General features: G+C 48.9%; 10 protein-coding genes. 2 read left to right on the top strand and 8 right to left on the bottom strand.

Going from position 1 to position 15,069, the window contains the following annotated elements:
• Window positions 1–9: 9 nt before the first annotated feature.
• From NST08_RS14295 to NST08_RS14280, 4 genes are all read right to left on the bottom strand, one after another.
• Window positions 10–936 (bottom strand): carbohydrate ABC transporter permease, encoded by a 927-nt coding sequence (locus tag NST08_RS14295; protein ID WP_007130166.1) that lies wholly within the window; start codon window positions 934–936, stop codon window positions 10–12.
• 24 nt (window positions 937–960) lie between these two features.
• Window positions 961–1,935, bottom strand: coding sequence for an ABC transporter permease (locus NST08_RS14290; RefSeq protein ID WP_007130167.1), 975 nt, complete (start codon window positions 1,933–1,935; stop codon window positions 961–963).
• 272 nt (window positions 1,936–2,207) lie between these two features.
• Entirely contained in the window at window positions 2,208–4,511 is a 2,304-nt protein-coding gene (locus tag NST08_RS14285; protein WP_341341899.1) for a helix-turn-helix domain-containing protein, read from the bottom strand.
• A gap of 277 nt (window positions 4,512–4,788) precedes the next feature.
• The gene (locus NST08_RS14280) at window positions 4,789–6,057 is read right to left on the bottom strand and encodes a glucuronoxylanase (protein ID WP_341342632.1); all 1,269 of its coding nucleotides are present in this window, start codon (window positions 6,055–6,057) and stop codon (window positions 4,789–4,791) included.
• A gap of 155 nt (window positions 6,058–6,212) precedes the next feature.
• On the opposite strand from NST08_RS14280, the gene NST08_RS14275 reads away from it, so the two are divergent.
• Entirely contained in the window at window positions 6,213–6,995 is a 783-nt protein-coding gene (locus tag NST08_RS14275) for a helix-turn-helix transcriptional regulator (protein WP_341341898.1), read from the top strand.
• A gap of 95 nt (window positions 6,996–7,090) precedes the next feature.
• Here NST08_RS14275 and NST08_RS14270 read toward each other — a convergent pair whose 3' ends face one another.
• Window positions 7,091–8,485, bottom strand: a complete 1,395-nt coding sequence (locus NST08_RS14270) for an ABC transporter substrate-binding protein (RefSeq protein ID WP_341341897.1) — start codon at window positions 8,483–8,485, stop codon at window positions 7,091–7,093.
• A gap of 335 nt (window positions 8,486–8,820) precedes the next feature.
• Window positions 8,821–10,041, bottom strand: coding sequence for a cytochrome P450 family protein (locus tag NST08_RS14265; RefSeq protein WP_341341896.1), 1,221 nt, complete (start codon window positions 10,039–10,041; stop codon window positions 8,821–8,823).
• A 111-nt stretch (window positions 10,042–10,152) separates the two neighbouring features.
• Here NST08_RS14265 and NST08_RS14260 point away from each other — a divergent pair, with 111 nt between their 5' ends.
• Window positions 10,153–10,833: a TetR/AcrR family transcriptional regulator gene (locus tag NST08_RS14260; protein ID WP_341341895.1), complete on the top strand. Its 681-nt coding sequence runs from the start codon at window positions 10,153–10,155 to the stop codon at window positions 10,831–10,833.
• A 127-nt stretch (window positions 10,834–10,960) separates the two neighbouring features.
• Here the strand turns inward: NST08_RS14260 and NST08_RS14255 are convergent, their stop codons facing one another.
• Both NST08_RS14255 and NST08_RS14250 read right to left on the bottom strand, forming a co-directional pair.
• Window positions 10,961–13,126: an MMPL family transporter gene (locus NST08_RS14255; RefSeq protein ID WP_341341894.1), complete on the bottom strand. Its 2,166-nt coding sequence runs from the start codon at window positions 13,124–13,126 to the stop codon at window positions 10,961–10,963.
• Between the two features lie 159 nt (window positions 13,127–13,285).
• Entirely contained in the window at window positions 13,286–14,809 is a 1,524-nt protein-coding gene (locus NST08_RS14250; protein ID WP_341341893.1) for an NAD-dependent epimerase/dehydratase family protein, read from the bottom strand.
• Between the last annotated feature and the right edge of the window lie 260 nt (window positions 14,810–15,069).

The following is a 15,069-nucleotide window of genomic DNA, read 5'->3' as shown; positions in this document are numbered from 1 at the left end:
TGCCCGGGATCAGCCCTTCACGGAGCCAATCAGCATGCCTTGTACGAAATAGCGCTGCACAAACGGATAGATCACCAGCACCGGGAGGCTTGCCACCACAATGAGCGAGTATTTCATCAGCTCGGCCATTTGCTGCTGCTTAACCATCTCCCCGGCATCCATATTGCCCGTTCCGCTGCCCAGGATGAGAATGCTGCGGAGAATGAGCTGGAGCGGATAGAGCGATTGCGATTTCAAATAGATCAGGGCATCGAAGTAGGCGTTCCACTGCCCCACCGCGTACATGAGTGAGAGCACGGCGATAATCGGTTTGGCAAGCGGAAGAACGACGCTGAAAATGTAGCGGATGTCGCTGCACCCGTCGATGTCTGCCGCCTCGGAAAGCTCATCCGGGATCGAGGTCTGAAAGAAGGTTCTGGCGATAATGACCTGCCATACCCACACGGCGTTCGGAATGAGCAGCGCCCAGCGCGTGTCGATCATGCCCATCGATTTGACGACCAGATAGGTCGGGATCAAACCGCCGGAGAACAGCATGGTGAATGTAATGAAAACCATAAGCGGCGTGCGGCCGAAGAATGACTTTTTCGATAACGGGTATGCGACCATGATGGTCAGGGATACGCTGATAAACGTACCGGCAACGGTATAAAACAGCGAATTGGCATAACCCGTCAGCACCTGGCCGTTTCGGAACACCGCTTCATACCCCGCCAGCGATACGTCGACCGGCCACAGCCACACCTTGCCTGCAGAGACGGCGCTTGGACTGCTCAGGGACGAGCTTACGATGTAAATAAGCGGATACAGGACGGCAATTAGAACCAAGGTCAGCAAGATATAGGTCACGCTCAGAAAAATGCGGTCCCCCAGCGACTCCTTGATCTTGATCCTCGTGCTCCGTCGGCTTCCTTGATGGGTTTGCAATGCGTTCATGTCACTCCCCCCTTTTCGCGAAATTTACCAGAGACTGGTATTAGAAGCCCGCTTGGCAACGGCATTGACAACCAGGAGCAGCACCAGATTGATCAAGGAATTGAATAGCCCGACCGCCGTGGCGAAACTGTAATTCGCGTTCAGCAACCCGATTTTGTACACATACGTGGAGATGATTTCCGACGTGGACAAGTTCAGCGGATTTTGCAATAAGTACATTTTCTCGAAGCCGAGCGCCATGATGTTGCCTACGCTGAGAATCAGAATGATGACCGCGGCCGGCAGAATGCCGGGGAGATCGACGTTCAGAATTTTCTGTAACCGATTGGCACCGTCCACCTTGGCCGCTTCGTATAATGACGGGTCCACTCCCGCCAGCGCAGCAAGATAAATTACGGCGGAGTAGCCCATCGTTTGCCATACGTCGGACAGCACGTAAATCGTGCGGAACATGCCTGGCTCTCCAAGATAATTGATCGCTTCGAAGCCAAGCGCGCCGGCAATGGTATTCACGATCCCAAGACGTGGGGACAGGAACAGCATGATGATGGACACCATGACCACTGTGGAGATGAAATATGGCGCATAGGTGACCATCTGCACGGTTTTTTTGAACCTTGCGCTCTTCACCTCGTTCAAGGCCAACGCCAGCAGAATCGGGATCGGAAACCCGACGATCAATTGATAGAACGAAATGTACAGCGTATTTTTGATCAGCGTCGCGAACGCCGGGTTGCGAAAAAACATCTCGAAGTACTGCGTGCCGACCCATGGACTTCCCCAAATCCCTTTCACCACGTTATAGTTCTTGAAGGCAAGCACGGCGTTTGCCATCGGCAAGTACTTGAAGATGATGAAATACAAGACCGGCGGAATGACCAGCAGATACAGCTGCCAATGTCTTCTGAAGCTTCGGGAGGCAAATCTCCCGATTTCCGAGCGTGTATTGCTCGGGGCTCTGACTGTTTTGGACTTGGAAAATAGAGTACTCAGTTCCATCCCTCCTTCGATGAGCAGCTGCCAATGAAGCAGGAACTCTGTTTGGCAGCGCTTTCTTGTGCGTAATCATAAAATTGCACGCTCGGCGCCGTAAAGGCACACTTTCTCCCTCACCGTACAATTTCGGAAACGGATACTTTCCAAGCGTTGATTTTCCTCGTTTTTTTCATTTGACGGATTCGATAAAAAAACGTCACTCGACACGTCCGATCCATTCGTTTAATGAGGTGCCTGACTCCCCTTCCGTAAAAGACGGCTAGGTCGCCGTCTCCTTAATCGGCCATTTGCCGGAACGTGCTCGGCGACACGCCGCGAACCCGCTTGAAGGCCCTCCGAAATGAATGGGCGCTGTTATACCCCACCTGCGCAGCGATTTCGTCAATCGTCAATAGGTTCTGCTGCAGCAGCTCGGCCGCCTTGCCGATCCTCACCAGTTCAACGTAGTCCGAAGGATTCGTTCCCGTATGCTCCTTGAACATTTGGGAGATATATTTTTCTGGCTTGCCAATATGCTCCGCGATACGATAAAGCGTCAGCTCGGCGTCGGAGTAACGCTCGTGGATATAGCGGATGATCTCACTTACGGTCTCGGCATGCATGTCGCATTTTTTCTTCCGGACGTCCATGCATATATCATGAATAAGCTTTCCGAATCTGTCCCTGAGCTGATCGACCCCGTCCGTTGACGAAACGGCAGCGATCTGTTCCTTGATATGGTCGGTCAACGACTCGTCGTGGAATATTTTTTGTTCGGCCAGCTTTAAAAAGGTTCCCTTCAGCTCCGTCACAAACTGCTGCGTCATATCGTACGACAACTCCCTTTCTTCAAAGTTCCGGCTGAACAGCTGGTCAAGAAGACGGTAGGTTTCCTCCAGTTCACCCGCCTTAAGCGTATTGAGCATTCGCTGTTCGGATTCAATCGGATAATAGTACAGCTCCGTTGCTTTCATCGCATCCTCGAACCGGGTGATGCCGACTGCCCCGGTGTGGACGGCATATTCCAGTGCTTGCTGCGCTTCGTTGAACGAGTCGGCTACGCCGTTCCACGCGTCGAACGCCGAACCCAGCCCGATCGTGATCGACAATCGATGCTGCCGATATACGGCATCGACCAGTTCGAGCAAACCGTCTTCCAGGCGGCGATTTAGCTCTCCGGCAAGCACATGCACGAAAGCGATCTGGTCCGAACCCCAGTCCGTAACCAGCACATCGGGTTCCAGCCGGCTCAAGGCCTGCCGGACGATCAACCGGGCGACGCTGAGTTCCTGGATGATTTCCTCACTGTCGGCGCTGCCATATCCGGCAACTTTCAGAATGCCTGCACGTCCATGCTCGCCGCGGAGCCGGACTCCGGTTTGACCGGAAACCGCCTCGAGCTCGCGCAGCGTATAGAAGTCGCCTGTCAGCAGCCGCTTGATGAACGCATCCCTAAGCAGCGGGAGCTGATCGTTCAGTGAAGACTCCAGCAATTTATTGTTTGCGATCAGCGCCGCGATATTGCCGGCCAGAAAATCATACTCGTTGCCGATCTTTTCCCGAGAAACGTGGTTTTGTTCGCGAAAAACGGACAGTAGCGAATGGACCTTAGCACTGTGCCGGTACGCGAGCACAAGTCCGATCAGCAAACCGATAACCAGCGCTGCCAGCGTAAATGTCGTCGTAATTTTCTGGATTCTGTCGGCCTTCGTCATCAGCGCCTGCTCGGGTATTCCGGCCATATAGGTCCAGCCGTTCAGGTCGGACCGGATGGAGATCAACAGCCGTCCGTCGCCCGTGGGGCTGACCTCGCCGTTCTCATCGGAAGAAGCTTCGGTGAAGCGCTTGGCCTCCTCTTCTCCGATGCCGCGGGACAGGATCAATCTGCCTTCCCGGTCCGCAACCAACGCCCAGCCCCCGTATTGGTCCACGATATTTTGCAGCAGGCTGCCCATATGATCTTCATCGATCAGTACGCCGATCATCGCCTGCGGATTGTTAAAGCTGTTAAGCGGGATCGATTGCAGAAACGTGACGGCCGGCGTCTCGACAAACACCGTATCGCGGATTTCCCGCCTATATTTTTTAAGCGGAACCATTTCATTCAGATGAGGTTTCTTTAATACAGCCTCCTCCCATTCCTCGAACGTCATTCCTTCAAGCCGATTCGCCTCGTAATAATGCTCGGGCCGGTAATAGACGGTATTCGGCGTAATAATTGCGTTATAATTACGTATGTAGATGAAAAAATTGGAGAGGTAATCATTCGTGCTGCTGTACATGGACAGGCTGCGCTGCATGCGTCCCAAGCCATAAACGTTGTTGCTGTCGAGCGGCTTGGGATCAGCGATCAGACGATATAGATCCTGATTGATCGCAAGCTGCTTCGTGAAGGTTTCCACCTCCACCAGATGACGCTCGATGATCTCTTTTCCCAGATTCAAGGAACTCAGGCTGTTTTCGATTGAGCTTGCTTTCGCCACTTCAATCGAAGTCCTGTACGATGCATAGCCCGCAATTTGGGGGATCAGGAGCACGATCAAGTAGGAAATCAGAAATCTGCGGAACACCGGGGAGAACTTGGACCATAAACGCTGCATATGTACCCTCCTCAATAGAAAGCGTTTTCAAAGTAAGGCAATACGATGATACACTTGACTGTTCGCAAGAAAAAGGTACAATTCCTTCCTCGGGGTACAATTGCTTACCATGGCTATAGGCTGGGAGCGAAATGACATCCAACCGTTTAGGGCTGAAATTTCGGATCAAATCCAGCCCAGAACAAAGAGCTGTCCTTCCAAGTCGCCTGCAAGACCTGGAGACAGCTCTTTGTTAAAACTGCTGCTTATTATTGAAACCAGTACCGTGGACGATAAATTACCGCCCGAGTTCGCCTACAAAGGTCGTAACGCTCTGCGCGGGAAGATGGGCCCAGAAGTTGCTCCCCGTTACATTGAGAGTCGTACCGGGTTGAAGATTGCTGCTGCCGCTCGTGATCCACCTTGATACCTGCGAAACCGATCCGTTTTGCAGCACAAAGTTCTGATTGACCCCGGCGCTGCTCCGGTTAATCGCAACGATAACGATTTTGTTGTCACCTTTATAGGCTGATACGTAAACGTTGGATTCAGGATTTTTCGTGGCATCCACCCTGACATAGCCGGGGCGGACAAATTTGGAGAAATGAGCCATATTGTAGCCGCGTTTGCTGATCGTGCCGTCCTCCTTCATCGGACCGTAAGATCTTCGGATATACCACCACACGTAGGCTTGAAAATCGCCTTCTACCAGAGCATTGTGGATATGATAGGACACGTCAAGGGCTTCAGGCCAGCGATCCGCCGAGTTGTTGTCGCTGTTCGGGTAGTATACCTCCGTCATCCAGAGATCTTTTCCCGCTCCTTTTTGTTTGAATAGCGGATAAGCGAAATTGCTAACCGGGGTCCCGTACAGATGAGCGCCGAGAATATCCATATTGGCAAGCGCCTGGGGATCATTCAAAATCGGATCCGACATATTTTTCAGATACTGGAACGATTCCGGCGCGATGACTCTCGTGTTGATCGATCCGGCATTTTCTTTCATAAACCGAAGCATTTCCTGCGGTGTCCACCACGTCCAGTCATGTGCATAATCGGGCTCGTTTTGGACGGATATCGCATGCAGATCGACGCCATTGTTTCTCATGTACGTCACGAAATCGTTAAGATGCTGGGCATACGCGGCATACTTGTCGTAACGAAGCCGCTTTGCCGACGTATCGCCGTTGTGGTTAAAGGTCTCGACCATATCGGCCGGCGGATTCCAAGGGGAAGCAAATACGATGGCTCCAAGGGCAATGGCTCGTTTAGCCGTATCCAATTCGCGGTACCACTGATTGCGGTCTTCGTGCACGTAGATTCTTAGTATCGAGAATCCTAACTGGTTGTTTCCGTTACCGAAGGCGGTTTCTCGCTGTGCCGCCGTCAAATCCCCGATCCATGCCGGGTGGTTAATGCCTCCGAAGCCGCGAATCACTTGTTTTTCCGACGATACATTCACGACGGCGTCGCTGGCAGCGGCAACATCGCCAGGTGCCGCCATAAGGGACAATGCAATGACAAGGGCCAAACATGCGCATATGGCTTTGTTAAAGCGTGAAATCATGAAATGTTTCATTAGACTGCTCCTCCCAAATTTTTTTTGGATTCGTCAATCAGCGCGATGATTCCATGGTGATTCCATGGTAAATACAATCCAATCACAGGTTGTAAATGTTCCTTAGGACATTACAATTTTTTCTAAAAGGAGGCGATCTTCGCTTGGAGCTTGAATATCACCCTCATCTCGTACCGAATATCTTTCTGTTCGTAGACCGCAAATGTTATCCCGATTGGAAGATTCAGAAGGCACGAATCGGATTTCATGATTTGACCTTCGTCGTTGAAGGCCGGGCAAACTACTACATTAACGGCCAAAAATTTGCAGTCGAAGCAGGCGATCTGGTATACGTTCCCGGGGGAAGCATACGGGAAGCCCATACGTTCAAAGAGTCTCCCATGCATGCGTATCCGTTCAATTTTTTCTGGGCCGAACCGCATAATCATATTCAGCTTCCGTTTGGCGTCGTCACGAAGAAATTGATCACCAAAGAGATTCTTGCCTACATCCGGGAGTTCAACCACGTATGGATGAATAAACAACCGTTCTATATGATCCATGCGCGTGCACTGTTCGAACTCATTCTCCATCGGCTACTTCGCGGCATGCATCGCCAAACGACGATGGTGATGGATCCGCGGATCAAGAAACTGACCACATTCATCGAAGAGCACTATGCGGAAGACTTGACGTTAAACGATTTTGCCGAGCAGTTCAATCTCCATCCCGTCTATCTGGGGAAATTATTCAAGCTGAACACCGGTTCGACCTACAAGGAATACTTGCAGCGTGTTCGCGTAAACAATGCTGAAATCATGCTGGCAACCGGCAATTGTACCGTGACGGAAGCCGCCGAATGCTGCGGTTTCTATGATCTTTCCTATTTCAGCAAAGTGTTCAAGGAATCGAAAGGCTATCCTCCCTCTGCCGTTAAGAGGCATTAATTGAAATCGCTTTCCAGTTATAACGGCCTTGCCTCAGGCCGCCCTCCTAATCGAAAGATGATGCGAGGGTGGCCGTGATGCTTGACGGTCCCTGCTCACTTTTTCCAAACCGCATCAATCGCAGCCTGAAATGGCGCTTTGTACTTCTCGACGACCGTTGATACCGGGATGCCTTCCATGATTTCCCCGATAAACTCGTAATAAGGCATCGATGGATATCCGTTGTCGGTCTCGATCACTTTAATGCTCTCACCGGCAATCTTGGCATTTTGAATATCATCCTCGTTGCTAAATAAAGTCTCCAGAGTAGATTGTTTCGGATAGTCGTAGATCGAGTCGATATCGTTAATTTTCTCGTAAATGTACACCAGCCGTTCGGGATGTTCCACAGCGCTTGGTATCGTCAGGTAGTTCGGGATCGTATTATGCGAGTGATAACTTGTTGCGCTTGGCCCTTTCGGAAATGGGAGAAATCCGATATCGTAATCCGGCATGTCCTGCTTGAAATTTTCCATTTCATAGTCGCTGCCGGCAACCATCAAGGTGTTGCCTTGGCGGAAAAATTGCCCCGGCTCAGTCCAGTCTCCGCCTTCCGTTGGCCTGCCAACCGCCTCTGTAGCGAGGCGTGACAAGAAGTTCAGCACTTCCAAGGTCTTGGGATCCTCGAGTCCTTGTTGATCGAGAATGACCAGATTCGCTTCGTTTGAAGCCATGGCAGGAACCAGCAGGGAAGCGGTCGCAAGCCCCCAAATATCCAACTTGCCGTCGTTATTTGAATCTTTGTTCGCTTCTTTCGCGACTTGAATGAACGTGTCCCAATTCCAGTTGTCTTCGTTGACGTATTCCTGCAACGGTTTCATGCCCAATTGATTCATTAACGTGCGGTTATAGAAAATGCCGGACGATGCGCCGTTGATGCCGGTCCGAAATCCGTAGCCCCTTCCTTCGTATTGGGAGTACTCGTTTGTGTACTGCTGAATGAATACCTTCTCGTTCTTGGTGTATTCGTCCACCGGTGCGAACAAACCTTGATCGACCAGCGCCGGAATCATCCACGGCCTGGCAACCCGGATAATATCGCCGATCGGCTCGCCCGCTACCAGCGAGGCTGTCACCTTATCCTGATACTCGCCGTAATCCACAATCACGTATTCCATTTTAAAATGATGCTTTTCCATCAATGCTTCCAAATTTCGTTTCCGTTTAATGTTGTCAGGGTTGTCTTCCTGGATGGACTCGTCATACCAGGACACCCATTTGATGGTGCGGCCGCCCATATCAAAATCCATCACCGGCGTACCGGTTATGTCTTCCTCGCCGCTTGGCTCGTCTGCCGGTTCCTCATCATTCGCTGCCGCAGGCGCGTTGACGGTCTCATCCGCTTTGCCGGGTTCGCTCGTCTTCACATCGCCGCCCGAACCGCTGCTGCATGCCGTCATGAACACCAGAATCAGACTGCAGAACAGCAGACTGATCTTTCGCATCCACATGCATGAATTCCCCCCTTGGTCATGGCTGCATTCATAATGCAGCGCTTTCATTTTGAAGCCTACCAAGATCATATAACTGCTTGCGTTAACGGACCAGAGAGAAACTAAACATGATTTGTAAATATTAAAAAGCGCGTTACCAGTTAAACTGGATACTAATTTTCCTTCTCCACGTATAAAAACCCACTGATCTTTTAATGACAGCGGGTTAGAAATTCAATTTACATAAGCATACATGTCGTATACAGGTGAATTGACTTTGAAACGAAAATAGTTACCTTGTCAAGAAATCAATGTTTTGTTATATGGGAAATGACTGGGTTCCGTTTTACTTTTCAGAATGCTACCGGAAAGGCTTTCAAGCCACGAATGATCATGCCGGGTCTCCATTCCAGGAGCTGAGGGTCCGTATTTAATCGAATATTTGGCAGCCTTCGAAACAGGTCGTTAATGGCAATCTCACCTTCAAGCCGTGCAAGCGGTGCCCCAAGGCAATAATGCACCCCTTTGCCAAACGCAATATGGTTATTGACTTTTCGTGTAATATCAAACGTATCCGGCTCGTAAAATTGACGTGAATCGCGATTCGCGGATGATAAGGCAACCAGCATCATGTCGCCTTGGCGAATAAACCTACCGTCCATCTCGACGTCCTCCGTTGCCCAACGGATATTGCTCACCTCAGCCGGCCCATTAAATCGCAACACTTCTTCCACGGCCGATTGAATCAAATCTGGGTTCTCCATCAATAACCGTTTCTGCTCGGGATGCTCCATAAGGGCAAGCATACCATTACCGATCAGGTTCACCGTCGTCTCATGTCCTGCAATGATTAGTACAAACACAAGTGCGTACAGTTCCTGCTCCGTCAACTTATCTCCTTGTTCCTCTACGCTAATGAGATCACTGATGAGATCCTCCTTCAAATGCTTTCGCCGATCAGCAATTAATTCTTGTAGGTATTCCACAAAGGCTTTCATAACCTCATCCATCTCTTGGTTCATCTGCGGATTGCTGACGCCCTCCATAATCGTGTTGGACCATGTTCTGAATTTTTCTTGATCCTGCAGAGGTACACCAAGCATTTCACAAATGACGATAATGGGCAGCGGAAATGCGTATTCCTCAATCAGATCGAAGTCATGTTTACCAGAAGCAAGCACCTTGTCTAACAATCCTTCGCTTACCTGTTCAATTCTTCCACGTAGTTGCTCGATCATACGCGGGGTGAATGCTTTCTGAATCAACCGGCGAAGGCGGCGGTGATCCTCTGGGTCAACGCTGAGCAGATTATGCGAAATAATCTCCATATGGGGTGGTTGCTTCTCCCCCATTTGCCCATGATGAGGAGGACTTGTAACAAAACGTTCGTCCTGCAAAATCTTCACTGCATCCTCATAGCGGGATACCATCCAGGCATAATGTCCACCCGGTAGCAGGAATCGATGAACGGGCTCGTTCTCTCGCAACATCGCATAAACTGGAAAAGGTTGCTGAATAAAGGAATGATCCAAAAAATCAACCTTAGTCGCGGCACGGCTTTTACGCATAGACATCTTACGCCTCCTCTTTTATTTGATAGTCTTACTATCATTTCGATTTTAATTATATCATTATAATATCACCGACTTCAAATTGACAAAAAACTCCGCAGTTGGTAGCATAATTTGAGTTCAAGATACAAGGAGGTTTTTCCCATCCAACCCCGTGAACGACTCGAGCATGAACGAAGCGATCTGCGAATAAAACGGCGCGCAAGCATTATTGAAGCCGCAAAATCCGTGTTTGCCAGTAAAGGCTTTGAACAGGCCACGATGCAAGAGATTGCCCAAGAAGCAAATCTTGGAGTTGCTACTATATTTCGTTACTTTCCAAAAAAGGAACACCTGATTGTCGCCGTAGCTTCAGATATCGTTCAGGTTGAGATCAAGGCATTTGAGAATATTGTTCGTGGCGACGGTACTTGCTACGACAAGTTAGAGCGTATTTTTGATGCGCTCATTTTCTTCCAGCAAGCAGAGAATCAACGCAGTTCCAAACTGATTGAAGCCTTTGAATGTTACGTAGCGCTTTCTATCGAACCGCTAGAGGACATCGAGTTGTACCAAGCCCATTACGACAGATTGATCAACCTCTTCACCGAGTTGGCTAAACTTGGAGAACAGGATGGCTCGGTACGAACCAATGGAAACACCGTGAATATTCTGCTTACCATGATGAATGTATTCGGCAACTTTTCCAAAAAGATGGCGATGCTGAACGAAATTAATGCATTCCAGACTAGGGTAGATCCGAACGAGCAATTTCAAATTTTAAAAAAGCTGTTTCTGGAACCGTTAAAAGTTTAAATGCAATTCGAGACCGAGTTCCTTACGGAAAAACCGAGAAACGAACGGAAACCAAAAAATCGTACATGAAGGGCGAGCCCTTTATGTACGATCTGGAAGCAAAAGCTACTGTCCTTTGTATCACAAGTTAGAGACGTGTGTCTTTCATAACAGATTCGCCTTCAACGTCAATGTTGGGCAAGATACGATCCAACCATTTTGGCAAATACCAGGAACTCTTCCCAAAGATCGTCATGATCGCCGGAACAAGGGTCATACGTACGATAAAGGCGTCAACCAGAATCCCAAAGGAAAGTGCCAGTCCCATGGACTTGATGATTGGATCCTCGGCCAAAATAAAGCTGGCAAATACGGCAATCATGATCAGCCCTGCTGCTGAAACCACCGGACCGCTATGCGTGATTCCGTTTTTTACGGATTGGCGTGCATCGCCCGTATGTGTGTACTCTTCGCGCATCCTACTGACAAGGAATACTTCATAATCCATAGCAAGACCAAACAGAATGCCTGTTACAAGGATCGGCAGAAAGCTTAGTACAGGGCCAGGTTCGGGAATGCCGAACAGGCTCGCAAGATAACCGTCTTGAATGACCCATACAATAAAGCCCAGGGTAGCTCCTAGCGTAAACAAGAACCCTAGTACGGCTTTTATCGGTACAAGCACGGAACGAAATACGAGCATGAGAAGCACGAAGGCAAGACCAACGATCAGCAACGCAAACTTAGGCAACGCTTCAGCAAGCTTTTCGGAAATATCGATGTTAACCGCTGTTCCGCCTGTGACCATGATTTCTAAATGGCTGTCCTTATTGATCTGGTCTGCCTTGTCCCGAATTGCCTTTACAAGCTTGGTCGTACGAATATCATGTGGACCCGTCTCCGGCAGCAAATTGATGATAGCCGTCTCCCCCGAAGGACTTGGAATGGCTGGCGTTACACTTGCTACATTTGGCAGTTCTTTTATATATGCCGTTGCCTTTTCAATATCCGTTTGAGCATCTGCACTTCCTTTAGCTCTTGCCACAATTACAAGAGGTCCATTAAATCCTTCTCCGAATCCCTCGGCAAGCAGATCATAGCCGCGGCGCTCCGTCGTATCGGTAGACTTCAAGCCATTGTCTGGCAACCCAAGCTCCATGTGGAGAAACGGTACGGTGCATGTGGTCAGAATGGCAATGCATAGAATGGATGTAAGCCAAGGCTTTCTCGTTACGACCTTGCCCCAACGACTACCGCCGACCTTCTCCTTTTTACTCCCTGACCATCTCCGGAGCCATTTATTCTCACGTGAAGGACTGATCCGCTCCCCTGCAGCTCCCAATACGGCCGGTACAAATATAACGGCTATCAATACTGCGAATAGTACACTAACCGCTGCGGCGAGACCCATCATGGTAATAAACGGAATCTGTACAACGGACAAACCCACCAGCGCTATGATAACGGTTAATCCCGCAAATACAACCGAACTTCCGGCCGTAGCATTGGCCTGCGCAATTGCCGTATGACGTTCGTATCCTTCTGCCAGTTGCTGGCGATACCTGGAAACGATAAACAAAGCGTAATCGATGCCTACGGCCAAAGTGAGCATGACCGCAAGCGTAATCGAGAAAGATGACATCGATATAAAGTTGGAGCCGATGATGACGGTCATTAATCCAATGCCAAGACCGATGACGGCCGTCAAAATCGGAAGACCAGCAACAAGGAACGATGTAAAGGTGAATGCCAGAATCATAAAGGCAATCAGGATTCCGATTACTTCAGAGATTGCACCGATTTCAATTTCCGAGAATGCCACGCTGCCTGCGAGCTCTGTCTGAATCCCTTTCCCGCGTAAGGATTCCACAATTCCCAGAACATGCTCTTTGGAGTGCTCTCCAACCTCGTTTGCCGGCTGAACATACGTTATATCGGCATATCCGATCTTTTTGTCTGGGCTTATCGTCATTGCGTCGTATGGACTCAACACGGATTTTACGAACGAATCCTTTTGGACGTCCTTCAAAGCCTGAAGAATCCATTTCTTACTGATGTCTGATTCAATGGTGCCATTATCGGCTTTGAAAACCAACCTTATCTGACCACCGTCATCGGACGACGGAAATTCTTCTTTTAAAATGTCAGCGGCCTGGTCTGATTTGGTGCCAGGTATGGTCATCTCCCCCGTAAAGGAAGTTCCCAGGCTAAGCCCCAAGGTCGCGAGCAATATAAGCAGTGCGAGTCCTCCAATAATTACCGATTTCCTTTTCCTCGCAGACCATGCACCGAGGCGATATAACCATTTTGCCATAACTCTATTTCTTCCCCTTTCATCAAGCAGTAATCGAGACAAATTGCCTGCAGGACAACCTCTTTACCCGATCATATCGAATAACGGATCAAAAAAAATCGTACAAAAGGGCATGCCCTACATGTACGATCGGGAAGAAAAAATATGGACTGGTGGTCATCATACATCCAATTCGGAAACTTCCTTGTCATATTCTCGTTCCGTTTCTTCATAATGATGCAAAGGATTCCACACTTGTGCAAAGAAGGGATCTACCTTGGCTCTGGCAGCATAATTCCAGCTTTTACGCTCGCAGACAGGGCACCAGTGACCGCCTTCCAGAACAAGGCGCGGACTTGCCTCAAAATCATGACCAAAAGCACAAGTGAAATGCAATTTGTCTCTCCAGTTACCTGTGTTCATGGAGGTCGACCTGCATACCCCGCCTCTGAAGATTGCGGCTCCCTTCATATCCTCCAACGCTAGTTCGTTCTCCGGTTTGGATTCATCATAACCGTGATCAATCCATATGACTTGGTCCCAGTCTTTAAAAGGATGGAAGTTATTGATATCATCAGGAATGTCTTCCCATGCTTGTTTACTTCCCCAATAAGCGTCAATGTGCTCTTCCATATTTTGTTCGATAAAACGCACCGTCCCATGTTTCGTTCTGGCTTCTTTGAGAAAGATTTTTTTCATGATGCTGCCCATCACCTTTTGGCCGCCCGGTAATTTGCATATGACCCGAGATATCGCTGCCGTAGCTCCGAGGTTATCCAAATAGGCATCATAGAAATATTGCATAGAATCCTGTCTGAAGTGCAGATGCTCTTCCAGCTTGTCCGAATCCAGGTAATACTGTCCATGGAAATTTCGTGTTGCATACCATTTCGGGTCTATCACGTATTTAAGATTTTTGAAACCGATGGCACCGTAGAGCTCCTTATACATCGTAAACGTGTCGACACGGCAGCTTTCACCACCACCGATATTGTAGATATGTCCCCAGAAGTCTTCCGATAATTCACCTGAATACTCTTTTAAACATAAATTTCCAAGCAAACGTCCCGAGTCCCTGTCCGATACATACTCCAGAACATTATCCAGGCAGTTATGGAACATGATCGCATCCTTAATCTTGCTCATGGCAGGTCCCATGATACCGGTCTGTCGAAGACTGACCCAATATTTAAGGCCGGATTCAATTAGTAATCGTTCTGCGGCAATCTTGGACACTGCATAATAATCGTACATGCTGGGTTTAATGGGATCCCCGACTCTGCCCCAATGAATCGGAGGCATTCGGTCACCAGTTTCGGCAACCGTTCCAATGGAAACGACTTTGACTTCATCCATACGTCCTTGTTCTTGAATCGCCTGAATGATGTTTCTCATGGAGCCAAAGTTTACTTTCATCGCCAACTTCGGATAATAATCAGCAGCCGGAGATACCAGGGCTGCGACATGCAACACGATATCTGCTTGTTTCACACATTCAAATACGTCTTGATAATGAGTAAGATCCCCCCAGTGGATCGTTAGCCCTGTTCGATTCTCGTAACCTTTCAATTTTTGTCTGTCTGCTTCGGTATCCAGTACCAGAATCGTGATATCCTGTATATCCGTACGCGTTAATAATTCTTGCAATGCAAGGAACCCCATTCCCCCGGTGGCCCCTGTCAGCAAAACTCTTTGTTTTCTCATAATTGTCCCCTCCATTACCAAGGTGTCACGAGTTGAATTTGTCACGCGACGGGCAGCCGAAATGTGTTCTCGGATGGTCTAAACTATCTTAATCGACACTACAAGCTCCAGCTTGACAAGGTTCGTGTATAGATTTATATTATCTGACACAGTGTCTATTTCACAACCAGCAGTTGTTTTCTAGATGTTGTGTGTAAGACGCTTTTGTATCAAATGTCCGACTCCCGCCAAGTCGACATAAATTAATGAACACAGAGAGG

The organism is Paenibacillus sp. FSL K6-1566 (assembly GCF_038050475.1).
GTDB lineage: Bacteria > Bacillota > Bacilli > Paenibacillales > Paenibacillaceae > Paenibacillus_AQ > Paenibacillus_AQ lactis.
Note: the sequence above shows the minus strand (reverse complement) of the source record. Positions and strands in the feature narration are given on the sequence as shown.